Raw genomic sequence first — 23,900 nt, 5'->3', positions numbered from 1 at the left:
CAAGGCCGCCGCGGCCGCCGCGGCCTTGGTGCGGCGGGCCGGCTTCTCGGCCGGGGCCTCGGCGTCCGCCTTGGCGGCGGTGCGCTTGGCGGCCGGGGCGCCACCGGCGGCGAGCAGCGGGTCGCCGCCGCTCTTCTCCTTGATGGTCTCGATCAGCTGGCTCTTGCGCATGCGTCCGGTACCGGTGATGCCCAGGTCCGCGGCGAGCTTCTGCAGCTCGGCCAGGACCATGCCGTCCAGGCCCGCGGCGGCGGTACGGCGGCGCCGCGCCGGAGCCGCGGGGGCGGCGGCGGCGTCCGACGCATCGGCGTCCGGGCGCGCGCCCATCAGATCGGTGGTGTCGCTCACTAAGGGTCCTTCCCTGGAGCGGACGTCGGCCTGTCTGGCTCGGCGACCGGTTGTGCTGTCCTGACCAACGCTCGACTGCGTCGGTCCGAGGCGGTGATCCCTCGAAAGACGGAAGCCCGTCGAGGGAGAGCTGCGAGGTGCGGTGCATGAAGCACGGTGGTGCGAGTGGCGCGGTGGGCCGGTCGTGTGCCGACCTCCCCTGAGGGCGTACCCCCACGCTGCCTGCGAATCCCGGGCCCCCGTCGCGTGACGGTGGCCCGCGCTCCGCCCGTCCTGGCCTCAAGGTGGGAGGCCGCGGGTGGGAGTCAGGTGCCGTCACGGCTTCGGGATGCGGCCGCAAGTCGCGCAGGCAGGCTGCGTACGCGCTGCGGTGGGCTCCCGGAGAATCGTCGCCCCGGATATCGCCGAAACTCCGCGGCAGCGGAGTGCTGGGATCGGGACGCGGCGCACCGAGCCCCGGAGGGCACCTGGTGCAGCAATGAGGTTAACACTACCGACCCCCTCACACATTCCCCAGCCTTGCGCTTGCCAATCGTGTCCGGAGGACCCGGCTGCGGCCGGGCCCGGCCGGACCGCCCGAACGTGCTGCTCAGGCGTCCAGCGGGAGCACCGTGGCACCGGTCCGGTCGAGCTCCAGCCGGTGCGCGGCGAACGCCGGGTCGCCGCCGTGGCCGTGGTGCCCGGCGAAGGAGAGCACCTTGTCGGCGCTCGCCTCGTCGGTGAGCGCGAGGACGGTCGGGCCGGCCCCGGAGATCACCGCCGGGATGCCCTCCGCCCGCAGCGCGCCCACCAGGGCGGCGCTGTCCGGCATCGCGGAGGAGCGGTAGTCCTGGTGCAGCCGGTCCTCGGTGGCGGCGAGCAGCAGCTCGGGCCGCCGCGTCAGCGCCTCGACCAGCAGCGCGGCGCGGCCCGCGTTGACGGCGGCGTCGGCCAGCGGGACGGTCTTCGGCAGCAGGCCGCGGGCGGTCTCGGTGAGCACCTCGTCGGCGGGCACGAACACCACCGGCACGACCTGCTCGGACGGCTCCAGGGTGATGGCCTTGGCCGACTCCTCGTCGGTCCAGGCGACGGTGAAGTTGCCGCGCAGACAGGCCGCGACGTTGTCGGGGTGGCCCTCCAGCTCGGAGGCGAGGGCCAGCAGCGCGTCGTCGTCCAGCGCCGACGGGCCGCCGATGGTGACGGCGCGGGCGGCCACGATGCCGGCGCAGATGGCGGCCGAGGAGGAGCCCAGGCCGCGGCCGTGCGGTATCCGGTTGGCGCAGACGACTTCGAGGCCGCGCGGCTGGCCGCCGAGGCGGTCGAAGGCGGCGCGCATCGAGCGGATGACGAGGTGGCGCTCGTCGCGGGCCAGGCTGTCGGCGCCCTCGCCGGCGATGTCGACGGAGAGGCCGGAGTCGGCGACCCGGACGACCACGTCGTCGTACAGACCCAGCGCGAGTCCGAAGGCGTCGAAGCCCGGGCCGAGGTTGGCGCTGGTCGCGGGAACCCGGACCCGGACGGCGGCGGCACGGAACGCAGGACCGGCCATGGGGTGGACTCCTGGGGAAATCGGGCGGCGCGAAGCGCGTCGGTGCGAGGGTGGGGAGGGGGGCCGCGGGCCCCGTCCGGGGCGGGCGGCCACAGTCGTTGGTGCGGCCAGTACAGGGGCCGGACCCGGGGCATGTGCCACACGGCCGAACCCAGAGTATCGAAGAGAGGTTCCCCAGTGGTACACCCCGTGGGGCTTCGATCTGGTGTGTTGCCGGTTCTGGCCGGAATGCGTACCGGAATCGGATTGGAATGCGAAGCGAAATTGACACAAAAGTGTCAGCGGAGAACTTCGACGGGCCGACCCCCGAAAGGGTCGGCCCGTCGAAGTGTCAGGCCCCGCTGTCAGGCGTTCACCAGGGCGGGCCCGACGGTCAGTCGAGCAGGCCGAGGCGCTGGGCCGCCGCCTCCGGGTCGACCGGGACGATCTGCGGCTGCGGCGCGCCGGCCACCGCCCAGTCCGGGTCCTTGAGGCCGTTGCCGGTCACGGTGCAGACGATCCGCTGGCCCGGGTCGACCAGGCCGGCCTCCGCCTTGGCCAGCAGGCCGGCCACCGAGGCGGCCGAGGCGGGCTCCACGAAGACGCCCTCCTGCGCGGCCAACAGCCGGTAGGCGGACAGGATCTGACGGTCAGTCACCTTGTCGATGAGACCGCCCGACTCGTCCCGCGCGGCGAGCGCGAAGTCCCAGGAGGCCGGGTTGCCGATCCGGATCGCGGTGGCGATGGTCTGCGGCTTGAGCACCGGGGCGCCGTCCACGATCGGGGCCGAGCCGGCGGCCTGGAAGCCCCACATCCGCGGGGTGCGGGAGGCCAGGCCGTCGGTGGCGTATTCGCGGTAACCCTTCCAGTACGCGGTGATGTTGCCCGCGTTGCCGACCGGGAGGACGTGGATGTCCGGGGCGTCGCCGAGCATGTCGACGATCTCGAACGCGGCCGTCTTCTGGCCCTCGATGCGCGCCGGGTTCACCGAGTTCACCAGCGCCACCGGGTACTTCTCGGACAGTTCACGCGCAAGGGTGAGGCAGTCGTCGAAGTTCCCGTCCACCTGAAGGATCCTGGCGCCGTGCACCAGCGCCTGGCCCATCTTGCCCAGGGCGATCTTGCCCTGCGGGACCAGCACCGCCGACACCATCCCGGCCCGCACCGCGTACGCGGCGGCGGAGGCCGAGGTGTTGCCGGTGGAGGCGCAGATGACGGCCTGCGCGCCCTCCTCCTTGGCCTTGGAGATGGCCATCGTCATCCCGCGGTCCTTGAAGGAGCCGGTCGGGTTGGCGCCCTCGACCTTGAGGTAGACCTCGCAGCCGGTGCGCTCGGAGAGCACCTGGGCGGGGACCAGCGGCGTGCCGCCTTCGAGCAGGGTGACCACCGGAGTGGCCGCGGTGACCGGCAGGCGGTCCCGGTACTCCTCGATCAGGCCGCGCCACTGGTGGGTGTGCGCGCCCCGGACGACGTTCTCGGCAACGGCGTTCATGGCTTGTTCCTTACTCCCCTTCGACCCGCATGATGCTGGCCACGTCCCGCACGCTGTCCAGCGCGCGGAGCTTGTCGACCGTCGCCGACAGGGCGGCGTCGGTGGCACGGTGGGTGACCACGACGAGCGAGGCGTCGCCGTCGCGGCCCTGCTGGCGCACGGTGTCGATGGAGACGCCGTGCTCGGCGAACACGGAGGCCACCTGGGCGAGCACGCCCGCGCGGTCGTCCACGTCCAGGCTGACGTGGTAGCGGGTGACCACCTCGTCCATCGGCTTGGCCGGGAGCTGCGTGTACACCGAGGCACCGGGGCCGGTGGCCTCGGCGAGCTTGTTGCGGCACACCGCGACCAGGTCGCCGAGCACCGCCGAGGCGGTCGGCGAGCCGCCCGCGCCCGGGCCGTAGAACATCAGCCGGCCGGCCGCCTCGGCCTCGACGAACACCGCGTTGTACGCCTCGCGGACCGAGGCCAGCGGGTGCGACAGCGGGATCATCGCCGGGTGCACCCGGGCGGTGACGGACTCGCCGTCCGCCGCCCGCTCGCAGATCGCGAGCAGCTTGACCACGCAGCCCATCTCCTTCGCGGAGGCGATGTCGGCGGCGGTCACCTCGGTGATGCCCTCGCGGTAGACGTCCGCCGCGGTGACCTTGGTGTGGAAGGCGATCCCGGCCAGGATCGCGGCCTTGGCGGCGGCGTCGAAGCCCTCGACGTCGGCGGTCGGGTCCGCCTCGGCGTAGCCGAGCGCGGTGGCCTCCTCCAGCGCCTCCGAGTAGCCGGCGCCGGTGGTGTCCATCTTGTCGAGGATGAAGTTGGTGGTGCCGTTGACGATGCCCAGCACCCGGTTCACCTTGTCCCCGGCGAGGGACTCGCGCAGCGGGCGCAGCAGCGGGATCGCGCCCGCCACCGCGGCCTCGTAGTACAGGTCCACCCCGGCCGCCACGGCGGCCGCGTGCAGCTCGGTGCCGTCCTGGGCGAGCAGCGCCTTGTTGGCGCTGACCACCGAGGCGCCCTGCTCGAACGCCGACAGGATGAGGTGTTTGGACGGCTCGATGCCGCCCACCACCTCGACCACCACGTCGATGTCGCCCCGGTTGATCAGGGCCTCGGCGTCGGTGGTGATCAGGTGCTCGGGCACGCCGGGACGGACCCGGCCGGGGCGGCGGACCGCGATGCCGGCGAGCTCGACCGGGGCACCGATACGCGCGGCGAGGTCGTCGGCCGTCGTCGTCATGATGCGCGCCACCTCGGAGCCCACCACACCACAACCCAGCAACGCCACCTTCAGCGGGCGCGTACGCATCATCCGACTCCGCTCTGCATTCATCGTGCTTCGGTAATTCCGGCGGTTATCTCGGTGCCGCCGCGAACTTCGGTCCGTACCAGTCTCGGGGACTTTCCGCACGGATCTACGGTCGTTCCATGATCTGAGACGAGAATTTCGTCATCCGATATCGAGCCGCAGGAGATCCTCCTCCGTCTCGCGCCGGACGATCACCCGGGCCGCACCGTCCTTGACGGCCACCACGGGAGGCTTCAGGGCGTGGTTGTAGTTGCTCGCCATCGAGCGGCAGTACGCGCCGGTGGCGGGCACCGCGATCAGGTCGCCCGGGGCCAGGTCGGCCGGCAGGAAGGCGTCCCGGACCACGATGTCGCCGGACTCGCAGTGCTTGCCGACCACCCGGACCAGCATCGGCTCGGCGTCGCTGCGGCGCGACACCAGGGCCACCGAGTACTCGGCGTCGTACAGCGCGGTGCGGATGTTGTCGGACATGCCGCCGTCCACGCTGACGTAGGTGCGCAGGCCCTCCAGCGGCTTCACCGTGCCGACCTCGTACAGCGTGAACGCCGTCGGGCCGACGATCGCCCGGCCCGGCTCCACGCTCAGCCGGGGGGCGTCGAGGTGCGCGGCGGTGCACTCGCGGCGGACGATGTCGGCCAGCGCGGCCGCGATCTCGGCCGGCTCGCGCGGGTCGTCCTCGCTGGTGTACGCGATGCCGAGGCCGCCGCCCAGGTCGATCTCGGGCAGCTCGACGCCGTGCTCGTCGCGGATCTGCGCCAGCAGGCCGACCACCCGGCGGGCGGCCACCTCGAAGCCGGCGGTGTCGAAGATCTGCGAGCCGATGTGCGAGTGGATGCCGCGCAGCTCCAGGCTCTCGTGGCCGAGCACCCGGCGCACCGCCTCGGCGGCCGCTCCCCCGGTCAGCGAGAGGCCGAACTTCTGGTCCTCGTGCGCGGTGGCGATGAACTCGTGGGTGTGCGCCTCGACGCCGACCGTGATCCGGATCAGCACCTGCTGGCGGACGCCCTGGCGGGCGGCGATCGCGGCCAGCCGCTCGATCTCCTCGTACGAGTCGACGACGATGTGCCCGACGCCGGTCTTCACCGCGTGTTCGAGCTCGTCCACCGACTTGTTGTTGCCGTGCAGCGCGATCCGCTCCGGCGGCATCCCGGCGGCCAGCGCCACCGCCAGCTCGCCCGGGCTGCACACGTCGAGGTTCAGGCCCTCCTCGTGCAGCCAGCGCACCACGGCCTTGGAGAGGAATGCCTTGCCGGCGTAGTAGACGTCCGCGCTCTCGCCGAAGGCGTCCCGCCAGGCGCGCGCCCGGGTGCGGAAGTCCTCCTCGTCGAGCACGTAGGCGGGCGTGCCGAACTCGGCCGCCAGCCGCTTGACGTCGATCCCGCCGACGGTGGCCACGCCCTCGGCGTCGCGGGCGACGGTGCGCGACCAGACCTTGGGGTCGAGCGCGTTCAGGTCGGCCGGCGGGGCCTGGTAGTGGCCGTCGGGCAGCACGTCCCCGTGCCGGGGGCCTGCGGGGTGTGCAGAGCGACTCATGCTCCCGCCTCACTTCGCTCGGCGGCGCCTTCGTCGGACGCCGTTCTGATGATTCGCTCGCTGCGCTCACTCATCGCAGTCGGTTTCCTTGACCTATGGCGAGGGGCGGCGACGGTCCCCGTTGACCGTCAGCCGCCCCCGCTGCGCGCTTGGGGGGTTGGTGCTTACATCCGCTCGGGCGCCGAGACGCCCAGGAGCGTGAGGCCGTTGGCGAGGACCGTGCGCGTCGCGTCGGCCAGCCAGAGCCGGGCGCGCGTGAGGTCCGTGACCTCCTCGTCGCCCCGCGGCAGGATGCGGCAGTTGTCGTAGAAGCGGTGGTACTTGGCCGCCAGCTCCTCCAGGTACGTCGCGACCCGGTGCGGCTCGCGCAGCTCGCCGGCCGAGGCCAGCACGCGCGGGAACTCGCCGAGGTGGCCGAGCAACTCGGACTCCCACTCGGTGCCCAGCAGCTCCGGTTTGAAGTCCTCGGCCGAGCCGCGCGTGATGCCGTGCTCGTCGGCGTTGCGCTGGACGGCGCACATCCGCGAGTGGGCGTACTGGACGTAGTAGACCCGGTTCTCGTTGGTCTGGCTGGTCAGGATGTTGATGTCGAGCGTGATGGTGGAGTCCGTGGAGGACCGCGCCAGGGTGTAGCGGGCCGCGTCCACGCCGATCCACTCAACGACGTCGTCGATCGTGATGATGTTGCCGGCCCGCTTGGACATGCGGACCTCTTCGCCGTCGCGAAGCATCTTCACGAACTGGCCGATCTTCACCTCGATGTTGTGGTTCATGTCGTCGCCCGCGCAGGCCGAGATGGCCTTGAGGCGGTTGACGTAACCGTGGTGGTCGGCGCCCAGCATGTAGAGCGCGACCTCGGTGCCGCGGTCCCGCTTGGACAGGTAGTAGGCGGCGTCGGCGGCGAAGTAGGTGGTGTCGCCGTCGGCCTTGATCAGGACGCGGTCCTTGTCGTCACCGAAGTCGGTGGTCCGCAGGAAGACCGCGTCGGCCTCGTCGAAGACGTGGCCCTGCTCGCGCAGCCGGTCGATGGCCTTCTCGACCGCGCCGGAGTCGTGCAGCGACTTCTCCGAGAACCAGACGTCGAAGTGGGTGCCGAACTCGTCCATCGAGCGCTTGATCTCGGCCACCATGAGCTTCAGGCCCTCGGCGCGGAAGACCTGGAGCTGCTCGGCCTCGGGCAGGTCGAGCACGCCCGGGACGGCGTCGGTGATCGCCTTGGCGATGTCGACGATGTACTCGCCGACGTACCCGCCCTCGGGCACCTCGCGGCCGTTCGCGGCGGCCTGCAGCGAGGCGGCGAACTTGGTGATCTGCACGCCGGCGTCGTTGAGGTAGTACTCGGTGGTGACGTCGGCGCCGCAGGCCCGCAGCACGCGCGCCAGCGAGTCGCCGACGGCGGCCCAGCGGACGCCGCCGATGTGGATCGGGCCGGTCGGGTTGGCGGAGACGAACTCCAGGTTGATCTTCAGGCCCTGGAGGTCCCGGTTGCGGCCGTAGGCCTCGCCCGTCTCGACGATGGTGCGGGCCAGCGTGCCCTGGGTGGCGGTGTCCAGGGTGATGTTCAGGAAGCCCGGACCGGCGATGTCGACCTTGGCGACGCCGGTGATCCCCCGCAGGCGGTCGGCCAGCGCCTCGGCAACGGCTCGCGGCGGCTTGCCGGCCGCCTTGGCGAGCTGGAGGGCCACGTTGGTCGCGTAGTCGCCGTGGTCCCTGTTCTTGGGCCGCTCGACCGTCACGTGCTCGGGCACGGCGACGGCCAGCTCGCCCGCCTCGACGGCGGCGCTCACTGCGGCCTGGACTGCCTGGGAAAGCTCTGCGGGGGTCACGACGCCAAGCGTAGGCGAGACGGGGTGCCCGGCCGCCACTCGGTTTACCGGTTGAGACGGCCGTCCGCCGTGCCGACGGGGGTGTCAGCCGCGATCCGTCCGGTCTGTTCGCTCAGGGCGAAACCCGGCGGGCTTCCCGCCCAGGACCATCAGCCGCCGCACCAGGGCCACCAGGTCGGCGGGGTCGAAGGGCTTGCCGAGGTAGCCGTCCACCCCCACCGCCTCCCCCAGGTCGAGATCGGCGGGCGTGCAGGCGCTCACGATCGCGATCGGCAGCCTGCTCGTGCCCGGGGTCGCGCGCAGCCGCGCCGCCGTCCGCAGGCCGTCCAGCCGCGGCATCATCACGTCCAGCGTCACCACGTCCGGCTTCACCCGGCGGACCACCTCCAGGCACTCGGCGCCGTCGGCGGCGGTCACCACCTCGAAGCCTTCGAGCTCCAGGTTGACCCTGATCAGCTGGCGGATCACCTCGCTGTCGTCCACCACGAGGACCCGCCCGGACACTCCCGACACCTCACCGAGGGTATCGGCGGGCCCGCCGCCCCGTCCGGCCTTTCCCGACTTCCGCTCCCCGGCCGCTCCCCCGCCTCCCCGGGGGCCACGCGCGAAACCCGTGCACGGACCACCGTCGGAGCCTGGTAGTGTTCTCCACGTCGAAGTGAACGCGACGACGACAACAGCAGGCCCCCGTAGCTCAGGGGATAGAGCACCGCCCTCCGGAGGCGGGTGCGTAGGTTCGAATCCTACCGGGGGCACTTGCAACCGAGGCCCAGATCAGTGGAGTTGATCCACGGATCTGGGCCTCGTTCGTTTTTCGGCGCAGTTCCTCGGCGCGCTTCCGGTGCGCTTCCGGCCCGCTTCCGGGCACCGGAGACGCCCCGGCCGCGGGGTGGGCGGCCGGGGCGGCAGGTTCAGGAGGCGGCGGCCTCGGCCTGGGAGTAGAGGGCCGCGATCGTGTGGTCGAAGTAGGCGCTGTAGGACACGTTGTCGCTGTCGCCGCCCTGCTGGTAGCCACCGATGGCGCCGACCACGTCACCGGTCGCGGTGTTGATCCACGGACCGCCGCTGGTGCCGGCCGGGTAGGCGGGGCAGCTGATGACGCGCTGGTAGGAGCCCTGCTGGTTGCTGGCGTTGGTGCAGAGGCTCGGGGACTCGGAGTCGGCGGGGTAGCCGTACAGGCGGACGGTGGCGCCGAAGGGCTCGTTGGTGCCGAGGCGGTTGGCGCCGACCACGTCCTCGATCTTGCGGCCGTTGCTGGGGGCCGTCTCCAGGATCGCGAAGTCCTCGTCCTGGTCGGCCTTCTGGGACCAGCCCGTGGTGGTGTGGATCGCGGTCACCTGCCACGTGCCGTACGGGGCGTTGCCGTCGCGGTAGCCGGGCGCGAAGGTGACGCCGTCGGCGCTGGTCAGGCAGTGCGCGGCGGTGAGCAGCAGGTTGCCGGTGGGGCTGTGCACCACGCTGGCGCTGCAGAAGTGGTTGCCGGCCGCGGCGGAGCCGGTGAACAGCACGCCCACGGTGGCGGATTCGTGGTCCGCGGGGGCCGTCGCGGTGCTGCCCAGGGCCGCCGAGGGGGTGTCCGGCGTGGCGGAGGGGGCGGCGGAGGGCGTGGCCGTCGCGGCGTCCGAGGACGGCGGGCTGCTCGGCTGCGCGGGCTCCGCGACCGGCGAGGTCGACACGGGTGCGGCGGACGGCGTGGTGGACGGCACGGCAGCCGACGGCGAGGGCGCGGCGGCGGAGGGCGACGCGGGCGCCGTGGCGGCCGGTGAGGTGCGGGACGGGCTGCTCGCGGCCGTCGCCTCGGACGGGCTCAGCGAGTGCATGCCGGTCACGACGGCGGCCACGGTGGCGACCGAGAGCGCGGTGAGCAGGGTCGGGGCCAGAAGCCGGCGTCGCGAGGTGGGGCGGCTGTGCAGGCCCATGCGTGTCTCTCCTGCCTGGGAGGCTACGTCGTTCGATCAATGACTATGACGCCTCAGGCTGGAAATGTTGTTACTCGCGACTTGGAGCTCCATGAGAAAACCGTCACCCGCCGGTGACGGCCGCAGCGCCACGGCGCCTCCTCGACCCCTGGATGGTGGCCAGGGGTCGAGCAGGCGCCGGAGGTTGACTGCGCGACCTCGCGGAACGTTCAGGTCGCTCGCTGCCGCTCCGTCGGAGCGATCGCACCCGCCTTGGCGCTCGGCTGCCGGTTACAGCGCCGACAGCTCCTCGACCAGGTCGTCCAGCCCCAGCGAGCCCTGCGACAGCGCCGCCATGTGCCAGGCCTTGAGGTCGAACTCCTCGCCGCGCGCCTCGTGCGCCGCCTTCGCCGCCGCCCGGCCGCGCAGCCAGGCACGCTCGCCCAGCTTGTAGCCGATCGCCTGCCCGGGCATGCCCAGGTAGCGGACCAGCTCGCTGTCCAGGAAGTCGGCGGACAGGCCGCAGTAGAGGCCGAAGAACTCCCGGGCGGCCTCCGGGCTCACCGGCTCGCCCGGCCGGTACGGGGAGTCGGCGGGGAAGTCGAAGCCTGCGTGCATGCCGATGTCGACGATGACCCGCAGCGCCCGCATCATCTGCGCGTTGAGGTAGCCGAGGCGGTGGCCCGGGTCGGTGAGGTAGCCGAGCTCGTCCATCAGGCGCTCGGCGTACAGCGCCCAGCCCTCCAGGTTGGCGCTGACCCCGCCGAGGCTGACCTGGTAGGTGGAGAGCCGGTCGGCGACGTAGTTCCACTGCGCGAGCTGGAGGTGATGGCCCGGGACACCCTCGTGGTACCAGGTGGAGACCAGGTCCCAGACCGGGAAGCGCTCCCGGCCGAGCAGCGGCAGCCAGGTCCGCCCGGGGCGGGTGAAGTCCAGCGAGGGGGCCGTGTAGTACGGCGCGGCGGCGCTGCCGGGCGGGGCGATCCGCGACTCGACCCGGGTGACCGGCTCGGCAAGGTCGAAGTGGGTGCCCTGGAGGTCGCGGATCGCCTGGTCCATCAGGCCCTGGAGGTACTCACGGGTGGCCTCGCCGCCCTCGATGCCCGGGCCGTCGCTCTCCAGCCACTTCATCGCCTCCATCGGGCCGGCGCCCGGGCGGACCTTCTCGGCCTCGGCCTCCATCTGGGCCAGCAGGTCGTGGAACTCGCTCCAGGCCCAGGCGTAGGCCTCGTCCAGGTCGAGGTCGGAGCCGGTCCAGAAGCGGACGTACCGGCCGTAGCGCTCCCGGCCGGTGGTGTCCGGGGTGCCGGCGGCGGCCGGGCCGTAGACGTCGCGCAGCCAGTCGCGCAGGGCGGCCAGCGCCTCGGCGGCGGCGACGGCGTGCGCGGACAGCTCCGCGTGCAGGCTCGCGGGCGCGTCCTTGACGAACTGCCCGAACCAGCCCGCCCGTCGCCCACCACCGCCCTCAACCGAGCCGCTTCGCGGCGCCTCTCCCTCTGGGACCTCCCCATCGTCCAGCCACTCGCCGAACTGGCCGACCACCGTGGTCACCTGGCGGGGGCCGGACAGCAGGCCGCGCTCGATGCCCTCGGCCAGCGTCTCCCGGTACTGCTCCAGCGCGACCGGCACCCGGGCCAGCCGGCGGCCGACCACCGCCCACTGCTCCTCGGTGTCGGTGGCCATCAGGGTGAAGACGTCCCGGACGTTGTGTACCGGAGAGGCCAGGTTGCGGACCGCGCGGTAGTTCTCCCCCGCGTCGTGGACGGCGAGTTCGGCGGTCAGCCGCTCGCGCAGCAGCCGGGCGCAGCGGCGCTCGGCCTCGTCCTCGGCGGCTCCGGCCCGCTCTACCCCGGCGAGCTCGGCGAGGGTGCGGCGGGCGAGTTCGGCGATCGCCTCCGCGCCGACCGGCGACAGGTCGGGCAGCCGGTCGTCCTCGGGGTTGAGCCCCAGATAGACCGCGGTCAGCGGGTCGAGCTCGGCGAGGGCACGGACGTAGCCGTCGGCGATCCGGCGCGGGGTGGTGCCGTCGGAGGTGATCAGTTCTTCAACCATTCGGACATCATTTCGCGGCACCGGCCGATTGCAAGCCCCTGATCCGGGACAGTGGGCGGCCGGCCGCCCCCCGCGCGCCCGTCGATACGCCCGCGAACGCGCCCGCAAACAACCGTTCGAGAACATCCGCGCGAGACAGGAACCGATCGGCCCGACGCCCATTACGCTGACCGCCATGAAAGCCCGCCCCGCCACCGCAGCCGGCCCGGCGAACACCCCGGCCGTCCCCGACCTCCGCCCGCGCCGCGCCGGCTACCGGCGACTGCCGGTGCAGCAGCGGCGCGAGCAACTGATCGCGGTGGCCCTGGAGCTGTTCGCCTCCCGGCCGCCCGAGGAGGTGAGCCTGGACGACGTCGCCGAGGCCGCCGGGGCCTCCCGCCCGCTGGTCTACCGGTACTTCGCGGGCGGCAAGCAGCAGCTGTACGAGGCCGCGCTGCGCACCGCCGCGGACGAGCTGACCAGCCGGTTCGCCGTCCCGCTCGCCGGCACGCCGTCCGAGCAGCTGGCGGTCGTCCTGGACGGGTACTTCGCGTTCGTCGCCGAGCACGACGCCGGCTACTCGGCGCTGCTGCGCGGCGGTTCGGTGGTGGAGACGGCCCGCACCTCGGCGATCGTCGACGACGTCCGGCGGGCGGCGCTGCGGCGCACGCTGCGCCACCTCGGCGTCCGGGAGGCCGGCCCGCGGCTGACGCTGCTGGTGCGGTCGTGGATCGCGGTGGTCGAGGGCGCGTCGCTGAGCTGGCTGGACGAGGGGCGCGCGCTGCCGGTGGGCGAGCTGCGCGACTGGCTGGTGGACCAGTTCACGGCGATGGCGGCGGCGACGGCACTGCACGATCCGCAGACGGCGGAGGTGCTGGCGACGCTGCTCGCGCTGGAGGGCCCTGAGGCGCCGCGGGCCGAGCGGCTGCGCGCGGTGCTGGCCACGCGATAGGCGGCTCCCGACCCCCGTGCCCGGGGTCGGGGCGGCGTCCGCTCAGGCCTTGCCGAACACCTGGCGCTGGCGGCCGAGGCCGTCGATCTCGATCTCGACGATGTCGCCCGCGGTGAGGAACGGCGTGCCGGGGTGGCCGAGGGTGACCCCGGCCGGGGTGCCGGTGACGATCACGTCGCCGGGCTCCAGGACCATGAACTGGCTGGCGTAGCGGACCAGTTCGAACACCGGGAAGATCATCTGCGCAGTGCTGCCGTCCTGCCGCAGCTCGCCGTTGACCCAGAGCCGCAGCGGCAGCCGCTGCGGGTCCGCCACCTCGTCGGCGGTGACCAGCCAGGGCCCGAGCGGCGTGAAGGTCTCCGCCGACTTGCCCTTGTCCCACTGGCCGCCGCGCTCGAACTGGAAGGCCCGCTCGGTGACGTCGTTGGCGATCGTGTAGCCCGCGATCACCTCGGCGGCCTCCGCGTGCCCGGCCAGGTAGCGGGCCGTCCGCCCGATCACGATGGCCAGCTCGGCCTCGTAGTCGGTCTTCTCACCGCCGCGCGGCACCAGCACCTCGTCGTACGGGCCGACCACGGTGCAGCTCGGCTTGAGGAAGATCACCGGCTCGTCCGGGATCGCCGCCCCGGCCTCGGCCGCGTGGTCGCGGTAGTTGAGCCCGATCCCGACCACCTTGCCCGGCCGGGCCACCGGAGCGCCGACCCGCTGCCCGGCGAGGTCCACCACCGGCAGCGCGCCCGCGGCCACGTCCCGGGCCAGCGCGGCCACGTCCAGCCCGGCCAGGAAGGCCCCGTCGATGTCCCGGGCCCGCCCGGCGAGGTCGTACCCGGTGCCGTCCTGCCCCAGCACGACCGGGCGCTCGGCCCCCGGAGGTCCGACACGGAGGAGCTTCATCGATCCGTCACCACCATTTCGTCGCAGCTCACCGGGCCGGCCGCACACCGATCCCGATTCTGGCAACGAGATATATCAACGCCCCCGCCGCCGAACCAGACCGTCTCAATGGGCGAATTCCTATCAATTCCTCCAGCCCGGAAAACCCCCGAATCGGCGACCCGCACGGTTGACACCCCACCCCACCGCCCTCTGCCGTGGGCGATTTCCGGCCAAGCCGGGCATCTGGATCAAGCATGCGGGCGATCTTCACAACCCGCTCGACGGAGGCTCAGAACCCCTGCCACACTTGGCCGGTCCGTGCACATCCAGGCCCGTGGCCGAGCCCCCGGAGGGGGAGCGGAACGGGCGCCCGCACGCAGGAGAAACAGACACATCGTGCGCATATCCCGCGCCCTGGGACTGACGGCCGCCGCGGCCACCGTCGTCCTCGGCACCCCGTTGCCTGCCTTCGCGGAGCCTGCCGCGACGCTCTACGTGAACAACGTCTACGGTTCCAACTGCTCCGACGCGGGCGTCGGCACCCAGGCCCAGCCGTTCTGCACGATCTCCAAGGCCGCCCAGGCGGTCGAACCGGGCCAGACCGTCGAGGTGAACTGGGGTGGCTACAACGAGTCCGTCACGCTGACCAGGTCCGGCACCCCGGACAAGCCCATCACCTTCGTGGGCATGCCGTGGACCGCCATACCCGACCCGCAGCCCGAGCTCACGCCGCGCGGCACCGCCGCGGGCATCACCGTCTCGGGCGCGCACGACGTGGTCATCCGGGGCTTCCAGCAGACCTCACACGGCGCGGACGCCGTGCTGATCACCAACTCCCACCATGTGACCGTCGACCAGAACACCTTCGACATCGGCTCCGCCAACACCCGCGGGGTCCGGGTGACCGGGCAGAGCGACCACATCACGGTCAGCCGGAGCACGTTCGGCGACGCCGGAGGCGTCGCCATTGAGGCCGGCTCCCACGACATCGTGGTCACTACGAACGAGTTCAACGGGTCGTACAGCGGGATCACCGCCGCCGACTCCCCTGGGCTCGTCGCCACCGGCAACACCGTCGGGGCGCCCTGCGGCCCGGGTATCGCCCTCAACGGCGGCTCCGCCGGCGCCGTGATCGAGAACAACATCGTCACCGCCCAGGTCGACTCCGCCGGTCCCGGAGCGTTCCGCAGACGGTCCTGCGACGCGGCCGGCGGGGCGGGGGACACCGGGATCACGGTCTCCGCCGAATCGACCCGCGGCACGAAGATCGACTACAACGTCGTCCACCCTGCCGGGGGCTCGGCCTACAGCTGGGGCGGCACCCGCTACCCGTCCCCCGAAACCTTCACCGCCGCGACCGGCCAGGCCGCACACGACCGGGACCAGAAGACCGCTTTCCTCGGCCTGCCCACCCGGCTGGAACTCGCCGACACCGACACCGCGGCCATCGACACGGCCGACCCGGACGTCCCCGGCATGCTCCCCACCGATCTGACCGGCCGCCCCGCCATCCACAGCCCCCTGGTGCCCGCCGGCTCCGGCAACAGCACCGGCCGGGACCGCGGCGCCCGGGAACGCCAGGGCCTGGACTGGGCCGCGCTCACCACCGCCGGCGCCACCGTCACCACAGCCAAGGGCCCGGCGCCCTTCGACGCCAGGATCACCGCGACGGCCCAGAACAGCTGGCCGACCGCACCGACCTACAGCTTCGACTTCGGTGACGGAAGCCGGCCGCTGGTGACCACGGAGTCGTCGGTCGTCCACACGTATCCGACCGTCGGCACCTTCCAGCCGACCGTCACCGTGACCGACGGCCTCGGCAGCAAGGTCACCAGCCTCCCGTCCACGGACCGGGCGGTGACCGTGTCAGCGCCCGGAGAGCTGGTGTCCAAGCTCTCGCTCTATGGCCGGGACCTCCACTACACCTTCGACGCCACCCGCAGCACCAGCCCGTACCAGATCAAGAACTACACCGTCGACTTCGGTGACGGCACGACCGGCTCCGCCCCCGCCCCCTTCGCCTCCGTCAGCCACGACTACCCGCGGACCGGCCGGTACACGGCGACCATGACGATCACCGACGAGGGCGGGCGTACGGCCACCACCGGCGAGACCTTCGACGTGGCCTACGACACCATGGCGGACCGGACCTGGGGCGAGCGCGTCCAACTCCTCGCGCAGACCACCGGCGAGACCCTCAACGCCAACGCCAACTACACCCGCGGCCACTGGAACCCCTTCGCCAGGCTCCGCTGGCCCGAGCCCGACCGCCCCGCCACCGCCCTCGCCGAGACGTTCACCAGCAACGACGTTCTGCGCGCCTTCAAGATCTACAATGGCGCCCTGGAGACCGCAGACCAGACGCTGGACACCCGCCTGTGGGGCGAATGGCTGAGCGTGCCGCTCACCGGCATCGGCCGGCCGATCACCCAGGTCGTCGCCGCCCCGGCGGGCGGCGTCGTCCACGTGGTCGTCCTGACGACGGACGGCCGGATCTACGAGTCCGTCGCCGACTACCCGGCCGGCCGGTGGACCCCGTGGGGCGACATCACCGCCGCCGCCGGCCTCCCCGCAGGGGCCACCGGCCTCGCCGCCGGCTTCACCGGCAACACCAACACCCTGCACGTCGCAGCCCTCGGCGCGGACGGCCGGGTCCGGATCGCCGACGGCAACTACACCAAGGGCACCTGGTGGTCGGGCGACCTGACCTCCGTCCTCGGCAACCCCGGCGGAATCACCCAGCTCTCCGGCACCGTCCTGCGGGACAGGTTCCACCTCCTCGCGGTCGCCGACGGCAGCATCCACCAGGCCGCCGCCGACTACGCGGCCGGCAGCTGGAACGGCTGGAACAACGTCTCGGCCGTCACCGGCCTCAGCGGCGGCGTGACCCGGGTCGCGGCCGCCTCCACCGGCAACACGCTGCGCCTGTACGCGCTCAGCGGCGGCCATGTGTACGACGCCGGCGGCGACTACAACAAGGGTGTCTGGTCACCGTTCGCGGACGCCACCGTCCCCGGCGCGGCCGGCGCGCAGGCCCCGATCTCCGTCCTCGCCGCGGCCGGAATCGGTTGACCGGAGCACTGCCCGCGGTGCCCCGCGACCGCCCGTCGGCGGCCAGGGGCACCGCCCTGCACCGGTCCGGCAAGCTGCCGGGAGCCGGTCACCACAATTGCCTCGACGGTCCCTCATGTCACTGCCACACTTGGCCCGTCCGCGTGCAATTTCAGGACCGCAGCCGTGCGCCCAGAGGGGGGCGGGAGAGCTGCCTTTCTCACCGGAGAACAAAACACCGTGCGCATATCACGCGCCCTGGGACTGACGGTCGCCTCGGCCACCGTCGTCCTCGGCGCCCCACTGCCGGCCTTCGCCGATCCGGCCACCACGCTCTACGTGAACAACGCCAAGGACGCCAACTGCTCCGACGCGGGCACCGGCACCCAGGCCCAGCCGTTCTGCACCATCTCCAAGGCCGCCCAGGTCGTCGAGGCCGGGCAGACCGTTCAGATCCTGGGCAGCGCCTACCAGGAGAACGTCAGCCTTACCAGGTCCGGAACCCCCGACAAGCCGATCACCTTCGTCGGCTCCCTGTTCTGGGGCTACGACCGTCGCCAGTGGCCCACGGCGCTGGACGACGGCTCGACCGTACTCACGATCACCGGCGTCCACGACGTCAACATCCGTCATCTCCTGCTGAGTTCGAGTGCCGCCGCAGTGGTCACCGACTCGCAGCGGGTGACGTTCGACCAGGTCGTCTTCAACGGCTGGAACACCTCCCAGCCCCAGCTCCGGGTGAAGGGAACGAGCGACCACCTCACCGTGAGCCGGAGCAGGTTCCTGGCCACGGGCGGGGTCAGCGCCGACCCGGGCACCCACGACGTCCTCCTCACCACCAACGAGTTCAACGCCGCCTACAGCGGCATCTCGGCGACCGACTCGCCCGGGCTGACGGTCACCAACAACACCTTCGTCAACGCCTGCGGCCCGGCCGTCGCCCTCAACGGCGCCTCGACGAAGTCCTCGGTCCAGAACAACGTCGTCACATACGGGGTGCCCGGCGGCCGCGGCCCGTTCGTCCCGAACTGCTCCTCCACCGGTGCCCCGTCCGGCCCCGCGCTCACCGTGGCCGCGGGCTCGGCCGACGGCACCACGGTCGACTACAACGTCGTCCACCCGCAGGGCACGCAGGCCGCCTACGCCTGGAGCGGTACCAGCTACGCCACCCCGCAGGCCCTGACCACCGCCACCGGCCAGGGCCGCAACGACGTCAACCAGGAGATCGTCTTCAACGGCCAGTCGGCCGAACTCGTCATGACCGACGCGGACACCTCCGTCATCGACACGGCCAACCCCAACGCCCCGGGCGTGCTCCCGACCGACCTCCGCGGCGTGCCGGCGATGCACAGCCCGCTGGTGCCCGCCGGCTCCGGCAACAGCACCGGCCGGGACCGCGGCGCGCGTGAGGTGCAGAGCCTTGAGTGGGCCACCCTCAACATGAGCGGAGCAGGCTCCCCCACGCCCAAGGGCCCCGCCCCGCTGACGGTCACGGCGACCGCCTCGGTGAAGAGCAACTGGGGGACCAAGCCGACCACCTACGTGTTCGACTTCCGTGACGGCACTCCTCCGGTGACCAGCAGCACGCCGACGGTCGAGCACACCTACACGGCCGTGGGCGACTACTCCCCCATTGTGACCGTCCAGGACGAGCTCGGTGGCCAGGTCGTCGGCGACGGCAGCACGGCGATCGTCGGAACCAGCGGCCCGCTGACCGTCTCCATCGACACCGTCAACCAGACCGGCAAGCCGCTGGAGTACAGCATCCAGGGCAGCGTCGCCAGCCCGTGGAACGTCGGCACCGTCTCGGTCGACCCCGGCGACGGAAGCGCCCCCATCCCCCTCGGCTACACCCACACCTACCCCCGCCCCGGCACCTACACCGTCACGCTGACCGCGACCGACGAGGGCGGGCGGACCGCCAGCACCTCCAAGACCGTCAACGTCGACTACACCGCCGCCACGAAGGACCTGTTCGTGGGCGAGCGTGTCGACGTCATCGCCGACACTCGTCCCGCCTACTCCCCCGACCCCAACCTTCCCAACGTCACCGAGGCGCGGGCCAACCACACCTCGGGGACCTGGCGTCCATGGGCCGAGATCCCGATGAGCGCCGCCTACGCCTATCTGGACCGAACGCGGATGGCCTCGGCCTACACCGCGGACGGCAACCTGCACCTGGTCCGCGCCCAGGACTGGCGGCTGGAGACCGCCGACTGGCACGGCAAGGACCTCAAATGGACCAACTTCTTCGACCTGCAGTCGAACCCGTTGGACGGCACCGCCCCCACCCAGCTGGCGGTCGCCGCGATGGGTAACAAGCTGCACGTCCTGACCGTGGTCCGCGGCCGGGTCTACCAGAACACCGCCGACTACGCGGCCGGCCGCTGGGGCGGCTGGGCCGACGTCACCACCGCCGCGGGCATCACCACCCCGATCACCCAGATCGCGGCCGGCAGCACCGGCAACGTGCTGCACATCGCCATGGTGGACGCCCAGGGCCAGGTCCGGGTCGCCGACGGCGACTACGACCGGGGCACCTGGTGGTCCGGCGCGCTGCCGGCTCAGCTGGGCAACCCCTCGGGCACCACGCAGCTCGCCGCCGCCGTCGTCGGCAGCAAGTTCCACGTCCTGGCCCTGGCGGGCGGCAGCGTCTACCAGGCCACCGCCGACTACGCGGCCGGCAGCTGGAACGGCTGGGCGAACATCTCGGCCGTCACCGGCCTCGCGGGCGGCGTCACCAAGCTCGCCGCCGCCGGCACCGGCAACTCGCTGCGCCTGTACGCGCTCAGCAGCGGCCACATCTACAACGCCACCGGTGACTACGCCAAGGGCGCCTGGTACCCGTGGGCCGACGTCACCGCGTCCGGCGCCGCCGGACCGTCCGCGCCGGTCAACAACCTGACCGCCGCCGGCACCGGCTGACCGGGCCCGCTCCCAGAGCCGCTCACGGCCCGTCGCCCCGCCTCCCCGGCGGAGCGACGGGCCGTCCGCCGTTTCCGGCACCGCACTCCGCCGTTTCGGGCACCACACTCCGCCGTGGGCGAACGGGGGCACGCTCAGGGTGAACGCGGGCGTGCGGAGGAGGCGGAGGGCGCAGGGGACATCGCATCCAACGTCGGGGAGACCAGGCCCGGGGTGTTCCACACCGACCCCGCACTGGCCCTCGCTTCGTTCCTCCGGCTCACCGAACTGCCCGTCACCACGGCCGTGTTCGGGCACGGCGACCCGATCGCCGAGGGCGCCTCAGCCGCTCTGCGGGCCGCCGCCCGGCAGGCCGCCGAGCAGATCGCCGAGGGTTAGCGGACGTCCCTCTACAGTCAGCGCTTTGCCCGGGCCGTCGCGGGAGATCTCGCGGTGCCAGTGGTCGAGGTCGCGCAGCGCGTCGGCCCGGGCGTCCGGTGCGCCGGCCAGGGCCGGGACCAGCTCGCGCAGCAGCGCGACGGCGGTGCCCGGGCTGCCGTCGTGGGCGAGCCAGATCGCCAGGTCGTGGCAGGTGCGCAGGGTGCGGAGGTCGGCCGGGCCGCAGATCCGGGCGAGGTCGCGGATGATCCCCGGCAGCATGGCGACGGCCTCCACGGGCGAGCCGTCCGCGCCGAGCCGCCAGGCCTGGTCGGCGCGCTGGCGCAGCTGCTCCGGGCTGGGGTCGTTGTGGTCGAGCACGCCGGGCCGGACGGCACGCAGCCGGCGGTGCACCTCGGCGGCGTCGGCGGGCCGGTCGGCGGGGTTCTTGGCGAGCAGTTCGGCGATCAGCTCGCCGAGGGCGGGGTCGGTGGTGCGGACCCGGGCGGGGACCTCCTCCAGGTGCTTGTACATGTACTCGGCGGCCGAGGCGGCGCGGAACGGCCGTCGGCCGGTGCAGAGTTCGTACAGCATGACGCCGAGCGCGTAGAGGTCGGCCCGGCTGTCCGCGCCGGCGCCGGACCAGCACTCGGGGGCCAGGTAGGGGACGGTGCCGACGACGTTGCCGGTGGAGGTGAGCACGGCGGACTGCGTGAGCAGGCGGGCGATGCCGAAGTCCAGCACCTTGGCCTTGCCGGTGTCCTCCGCGATCATGACGTTCTCGGGCTTGATGTCCCGGTGGACGACGCCCGAGCGGTGCGCGGCGTCCAGCGCCCGGCACACGTGCCGCATCCAGCGCAGGGCGTCCGCCGAGGCCGGGACGCCGTCCTTGAGGACGTCGGCGAGCGAGCGGCCGCGGACCAGCTCCATGACCAGGTAGTGGGTCTCGCCGGAGGCGGTGGGCACCCGGCCGAAGTCGTGCACGGTGACGATGTGCGGGCTGGCGAGGCTGCCGGCCGTCCGGGCCTCGCGGATGAACCGGCCGACCGCCTCCTGATCGGCGGCGTGCTCCTCCAGCAGCACCTTGACCGCGACGCTGCGGTCCAGCCGCAGGTCGGTCGCCCGCCAGACCACGCCGAACCCGCCCCGGCCGAGCCGTTCCACCAGCCGGTAGCGGTCGTCGAGTACGTCCCCCGCCCGCATGCCTTCCCCCAAGTCCGCCGGGTCCGCCCGGAGTTCACCACCCGGCGTGCGCCGCCGGGCGGACCACCATAGCGGCGGGGGAAGGCGAACGGGTGAACGGATCACGGCTGCGCCCCGGGCGAGGGCTGCGGCGACGGGGACGGGGACGTCAGAGCACCTCCCGGCTCCATCGCCCCTCCCGCCCTCTCCCCCCAGGTGGAAGGATGGGGCCCGAGCCCCCGCGACGGTGCGGCGGTTCGGACGAGCAGAGCCGAGGAGCGCAGTCATGGCCAAGCAGGCCCCGCAGAGCGACCCGGTGCAGGACGCCCCCGAGGTGTCCGCGCCCCAGCACGCGGCCGCCGGGCTGCCCGCGGTCGGCCACAGCCTGCGGATGGCCGCCGAGCAGATGGGCCCGCGCCGGACGCTGGCCACCCTGCTCAAGGTGAACCAGCCGAACGGCTTCGACTGTCCCGGCTGCGCCTGGCCGGAGCCGGACAAGACGCACACCGCGGAGTTCTGCGAGAACGGCGCCAAGGCCGTCGCCGAGGAGGCCACCGAGCGCCGGATCCGCGCCGAGTTCTTCGCCGCCCACCCGGTCGCCGAGCTCGCCGAGCGCTCCGGCTACTGGCTCGGCCAGCAGGGCCGCCTCACCCAGCCGATGCTGCTCGACGAGGGCGCCACCCACTACACGCCGGTCTCCTGGGACGACGCCTTCGCGCTGATCGCCGAGGAGCTGCGGGCCCTGGACACCCCGGACGGCGCCGCCTTCTACACCTCCGGCCGGACCAGCAACGAGGCCGCCTTCGCGTACCAGCTGTTCGCCCGCCGCCTCGGCACCAACAACCTGCCGGACTGCTCGAACATGTGCCACGAGTCGTCCGGTTCGGCGCTCACCGAGACGCTCGGCGTCGGCAAGGGCAGCGTCAGCCTCAAGGACCTCTACCAGGCCGACCTGATCATCGTGGCCGGCCAGAACCCGGGCACCAACCACCCCCGGATGCTCTCCGCCCTGGAGCGCGCCAAGCGGGCCGGTGCCACCGTGGTGAGCGTCAACCCGCTGCCGGAGGCGGGCCTGGAGCGGTTCAAGAACCCGCAGCACGCCCGCGGCCTGGTCGGCCACGGCACGAAGCTGACCGACCTGTTCCTGCAGATCCGCCTCGGCGGCGACCTCGCGCTCTTCCGCGCGCTGAACCGGATCGTCCTGGAGCAGGACGGCGTCGACCACGCGTTCATCGCCGAACACTGCCACGGCTTCGAGGAGTTCGAGGCCCAGGTCCGGAAGACCGACCGCGACGAGGTGCTCGCCGCGACCGGCCTGCCGTGGGAGCAGATCGAGGAGCTGGGCCGCCTGGTGCTGGCGTCCAAGAAGATCATCGTCTGCTGGGCGATGGGCCTCACCCAGCACAAGCACGCCGTCCCCACCATCCGCGAGGTGGTCAACTTCCTGCTGCTGCGCGGCAACGTCGGCCGCCCCGGCGCCGGGGTCTGCCCGGTGCGCGGGCACAGCAACGTCCAGGGCGACCGGACGATGGGCATCTTCGAACGGCCCGCCAAGGCCTTCCTGGACGCGCTGGGCAAGGAGTTCGGCTTCGAGCCGCCGCGCGAGCACGGCCTCGACTCGGTGGACACCATCCGCGCGATGCGGGACGGCAAGGTCAAGGTGTTCTTCGCGATGGGCGGCAACTTCGTCGCGGCCACGCCGGACACCGAGGTCACCGAGGCCGCGATGCGCCGCTGCAGGCTTACCGTGCACGTCTCCACGAAGCTCAACCGCTCGCACGTGGTCACCGGCGCCCGGGCGCTGATCCTGCCCACCCTCGGCCGTACCGACCGGGACGTCACCGCGCACGGCGCCCAGTTCGTCAGCGTCGAGGACTCGATGGGCCAGGTCCACTCCTCCCGCGGCGGCCTGCGCCCGCCCGCGCCCGGCCTGCTCTCCGAGGTCGCGATCATCTGCCGGCTGGCCCGCACCACCCTCGGCCCGGAGGACACCGTCCCGTGGGAGGACTTCGCCACCGAGTACGACACCCTGCGGGACCGGATCGCCCGGGTCGTCCCGGGCTTCGACGGCTACAACGACAAGGTGCGCCGCCCCGGCGGCTTCACCCTCCCGCACGGCCCGCGCGACTCCCGCACCTTCCCCACCGCGACGGGCAAGGCCAACTTCACCGTCAACCCGCTGACCGCCCCCGAGGTCCCGCCGGGCCGCCTGCTGCTGCAGACGCTGCGCTCGCACGACCAGTACAACACCACGATCTACGGCCTCGACGACCGCTACCGCGGCATCAAGGGCGGCCGCCGGGTGGTCCTGGTCAACCCCGACGACGCCGCCGAACTGGGCCTGACCGAGGGCGCGTACATCGACCTGGTGAGCGAGTGGAAGGACGGCGCCGAACGCCGCGCCCCGCACTTCCGCGTGGTCCACTACCCCGTCGCCCGCGGCGGCGCGGCGGCCTACTACCCCGAGACGAACGTCCTGGTCCCGCTGGACTCCACCGCCGACATCAGCAACACGCCGACGTCGAAGGCCGTCGTCATCCGCTTCGAGGCCGACAGCGGCGCAGCGGAGTAACTCCCGGGCCCCCTGCACCAACGAGGCCGCCCGACGTCACCTGACGTCGG

16 protein-coding genes and 1 tRNA gene are annotated in these 23,900 nt (G+C 72.5%); 6 read left to right on the top strand and 11 right to left on the bottom strand.

Annotated elements, in window-relative coordinates; all coding sequences use genetic code 11:
* The 7 genes from KV557_RS35345 to KV557_RS35315 form a co-directional block, all read right to left on the bottom strand.
* On the bottom strand, positions 1-348 hold a 348-nt coding region (locus tag KV557_RS35345), incomplete at its 3' end, for a Rho termination factor N-terminal domain-containing protein (RefSeq protein ID WP_308130231.1).
* 589 nt (positions 349-937) lie between these two features.
* On the bottom strand, positions 938-1,876 hold the full coding sequence (gene thrB, locus KV557_RS35340) for a homoserine kinase (protein ID WP_218205684.1): 939 nt from the start codon (positions 1,874-1,876) through the stop codon (positions 938-940).
* A gap of 373 nt (positions 1,877-2,249) precedes the next feature.
* On the bottom strand, positions 2,250-3,347 hold the full coding sequence (gene thrC / locus KV557_RS35335; protein ID WP_218205683.1) for a threonine synthase: 1,098 nt from the start codon (positions 3,345-3,347) through the stop codon (positions 2,250-2,252).
* Positions 3,348-3,357: 10 nt separating this feature from the next.
* Positions 3,358-4,650 carry a homoserine dehydrogenase gene (locus KV557_RS35330; RefSeq protein ID WP_218205682.1) on the bottom strand — a complete coding sequence of 431 codons (1,293 nt, stop codon included), beginning with the start codon at positions 4,648-4,650 and terminating at the stop codon, positions 3,358-3,360.
* 138 nt (positions 4,651-4,788) lie between these two features.
* Entirely contained in the window at positions 4,789-6,180 is a 1,392-nt protein-coding gene (gene lysA / locus KV557_RS35325) for a diaminopimelate decarboxylase (protein ID WP_218205681.1), read from the bottom strand.
* 164 nt (positions 6,181-6,344) lie between these two features.
* Complete coding sequence (gene argS / locus KV557_RS35320; RefSeq protein WP_218205680.1) at positions 6,345-8,006, bottom strand: arginine--tRNA ligase; 1,662 nt, start codon at positions 8,004-8,006, stop codon at positions 6,345-6,347.
* Between the two features lie 84 nt (positions 8,007-8,090).
* On the bottom strand, positions 8,091-8,510 hold the full coding sequence (locus KV557_RS35315; protein WP_218205688.1) for a response regulator: 420 nt from the start codon (positions 8,508-8,510) through the stop codon (positions 8,091-8,093).
* 179 nt (positions 8,511-8,689) lie between these two features.
* Here KV557_RS35315 and KV557_RS35310 point away from each other — a divergent pair.
* Positions 8,690-8,761: transfer RNA gene (locus tag KV557_RS35310), tRNA-Arg, on the top strand.
* A 156-nt stretch (positions 8,762-8,917) separates the two neighbouring features.
* Here the strand turns inward: KV557_RS35310 and KV557_RS35305 are convergent.
* Together KV557_RS35305 and KV557_RS35300 are read right to left on the bottom strand one after the other, a co-directional pair.
* The gene (locus tag KV557_RS35305) at positions 8,918-9,925 is read right to left on the bottom strand and encodes a trypsin-like serine peptidase (RefSeq protein ID WP_218205679.1); all 1,008 of its coding nucleotides are present in this window, start codon (positions 9,923-9,925) and stop codon (positions 8,918-8,920) included.
* Between the two features lie 270 nt (positions 9,926-10,195).
* Positions 10,196-11,956, bottom strand: a complete 1,761-nt coding sequence (locus tag KV557_RS35300) for a DUF885 domain-containing protein (protein WP_218205678.1) — start codon at positions 11,954-11,956, stop codon at positions 10,196-10,198.
* A 175-nt stretch (positions 11,957-12,131) separates the two neighbouring features.
* Between KV557_RS35300 and KV557_RS35295 the strand changes: the two genes are divergently transcribed.
* Positions 12,132-12,887: a TetR/AcrR family transcriptional regulator gene (locus KV557_RS35295; RefSeq protein WP_218205677.1), complete on the top strand. Its 756-nt coding sequence runs from the start codon at positions 12,132-12,134 to the stop codon at positions 12,885-12,887.
* A 42-nt stretch (positions 12,888-12,929) separates the two neighbouring features.
* On the opposite strand, the gene KV557_RS35290 is transcribed toward KV557_RS35295, so the two are convergent.
* On the bottom strand, positions 12,930-13,781 hold the full coding sequence (locus KV557_RS35290; RefSeq protein WP_218205676.1) for a fumarylacetoacetate hydrolase family protein: 852 nt from the start codon (positions 13,779-13,781) through the stop codon (positions 12,930-12,932).
* Positions 13,782-14,159: 378 nt separating this feature from the next.
* Here KV557_RS35290 and KV557_RS35285 point away from each other — a divergent pair, with 378 nt between their 5' ends.
* From KV557_RS35285 to KV557_RS35275, 3 genes are all read left to right on the top strand, one after another.
* Complete coding sequence (locus KV557_RS35285) at positions 14,160-16,835, top strand: PKD domain-containing protein (RefSeq protein ID WP_218205675.1); 2,676 nt, start codon at positions 14,160-14,162, stop codon at positions 16,833-16,835.
* A 219-nt stretch (positions 16,836-17,054) separates the two neighbouring features.
* Positions 17,055-19,739 (top strand): PKD domain-containing protein, encoded by a 2,685-nt coding sequence (locus tag KV557_RS35280; RefSeq protein WP_218205674.1) that lies wholly within the window; start codon positions 17,055-17,057, stop codon positions 19,737-19,739.
* 114 nt (positions 19,740-19,853) lie between these two features.
* Positions 19,854-20,117 carry a hypothetical protein gene (locus tag KV557_RS35275; RefSeq protein ID WP_218205673.1) on the top strand — a complete coding sequence of 88 codons (264 nt, stop codon included), beginning with the start codon at positions 19,854-19,856 and terminating at the stop codon, positions 20,115-20,117.
* Here KV557_RS35275 and KV557_RS35270 read toward each other — a convergent pair.
* A complete protein-coding gene (locus KV557_RS35270) occupies positions 20,061-21,299 on the bottom strand; it encodes a serine/threonine-protein kinase (RefSeq protein WP_218205672.1) in 1,239 nt (412 codons plus the stop codon). The two genes, KV557_RS35275 and KV557_RS35270, sit on opposite strands and share 57 nt — an antisense overlap.
* A 265-nt stretch (positions 21,300-21,564) precedes the next feature.
* Here KV557_RS35270 and KV557_RS35265 point away from each other — a divergent pair, with 265 nt between their 5' ends.
* Positions 21,565-23,850 carry an FdhF/YdeP family oxidoreductase gene (locus KV557_RS35265; RefSeq protein WP_218205671.1) on the top strand — a complete coding sequence of 762 codons (2,286 nt, stop codon included), beginning with the start codon at positions 21,565-21,567 and terminating at the stop codon, positions 23,848-23,850.
* Positions 23,851-23,900 lie beyond the last annotated feature (50 nt).

The organism is Kitasatospora aureofaciens, from assembly GCF_019192735.1.
GTDB lineage: Bacteria > Actinomycetota > Actinomycetes > Streptomycetales > Streptomycetaceae > Kitasatospora > Kitasatospora aureofaciens_A.
Note: the sequence above shows the minus strand (reverse complement) of the source record. Positions and strands in the feature narration are given on the sequence as shown.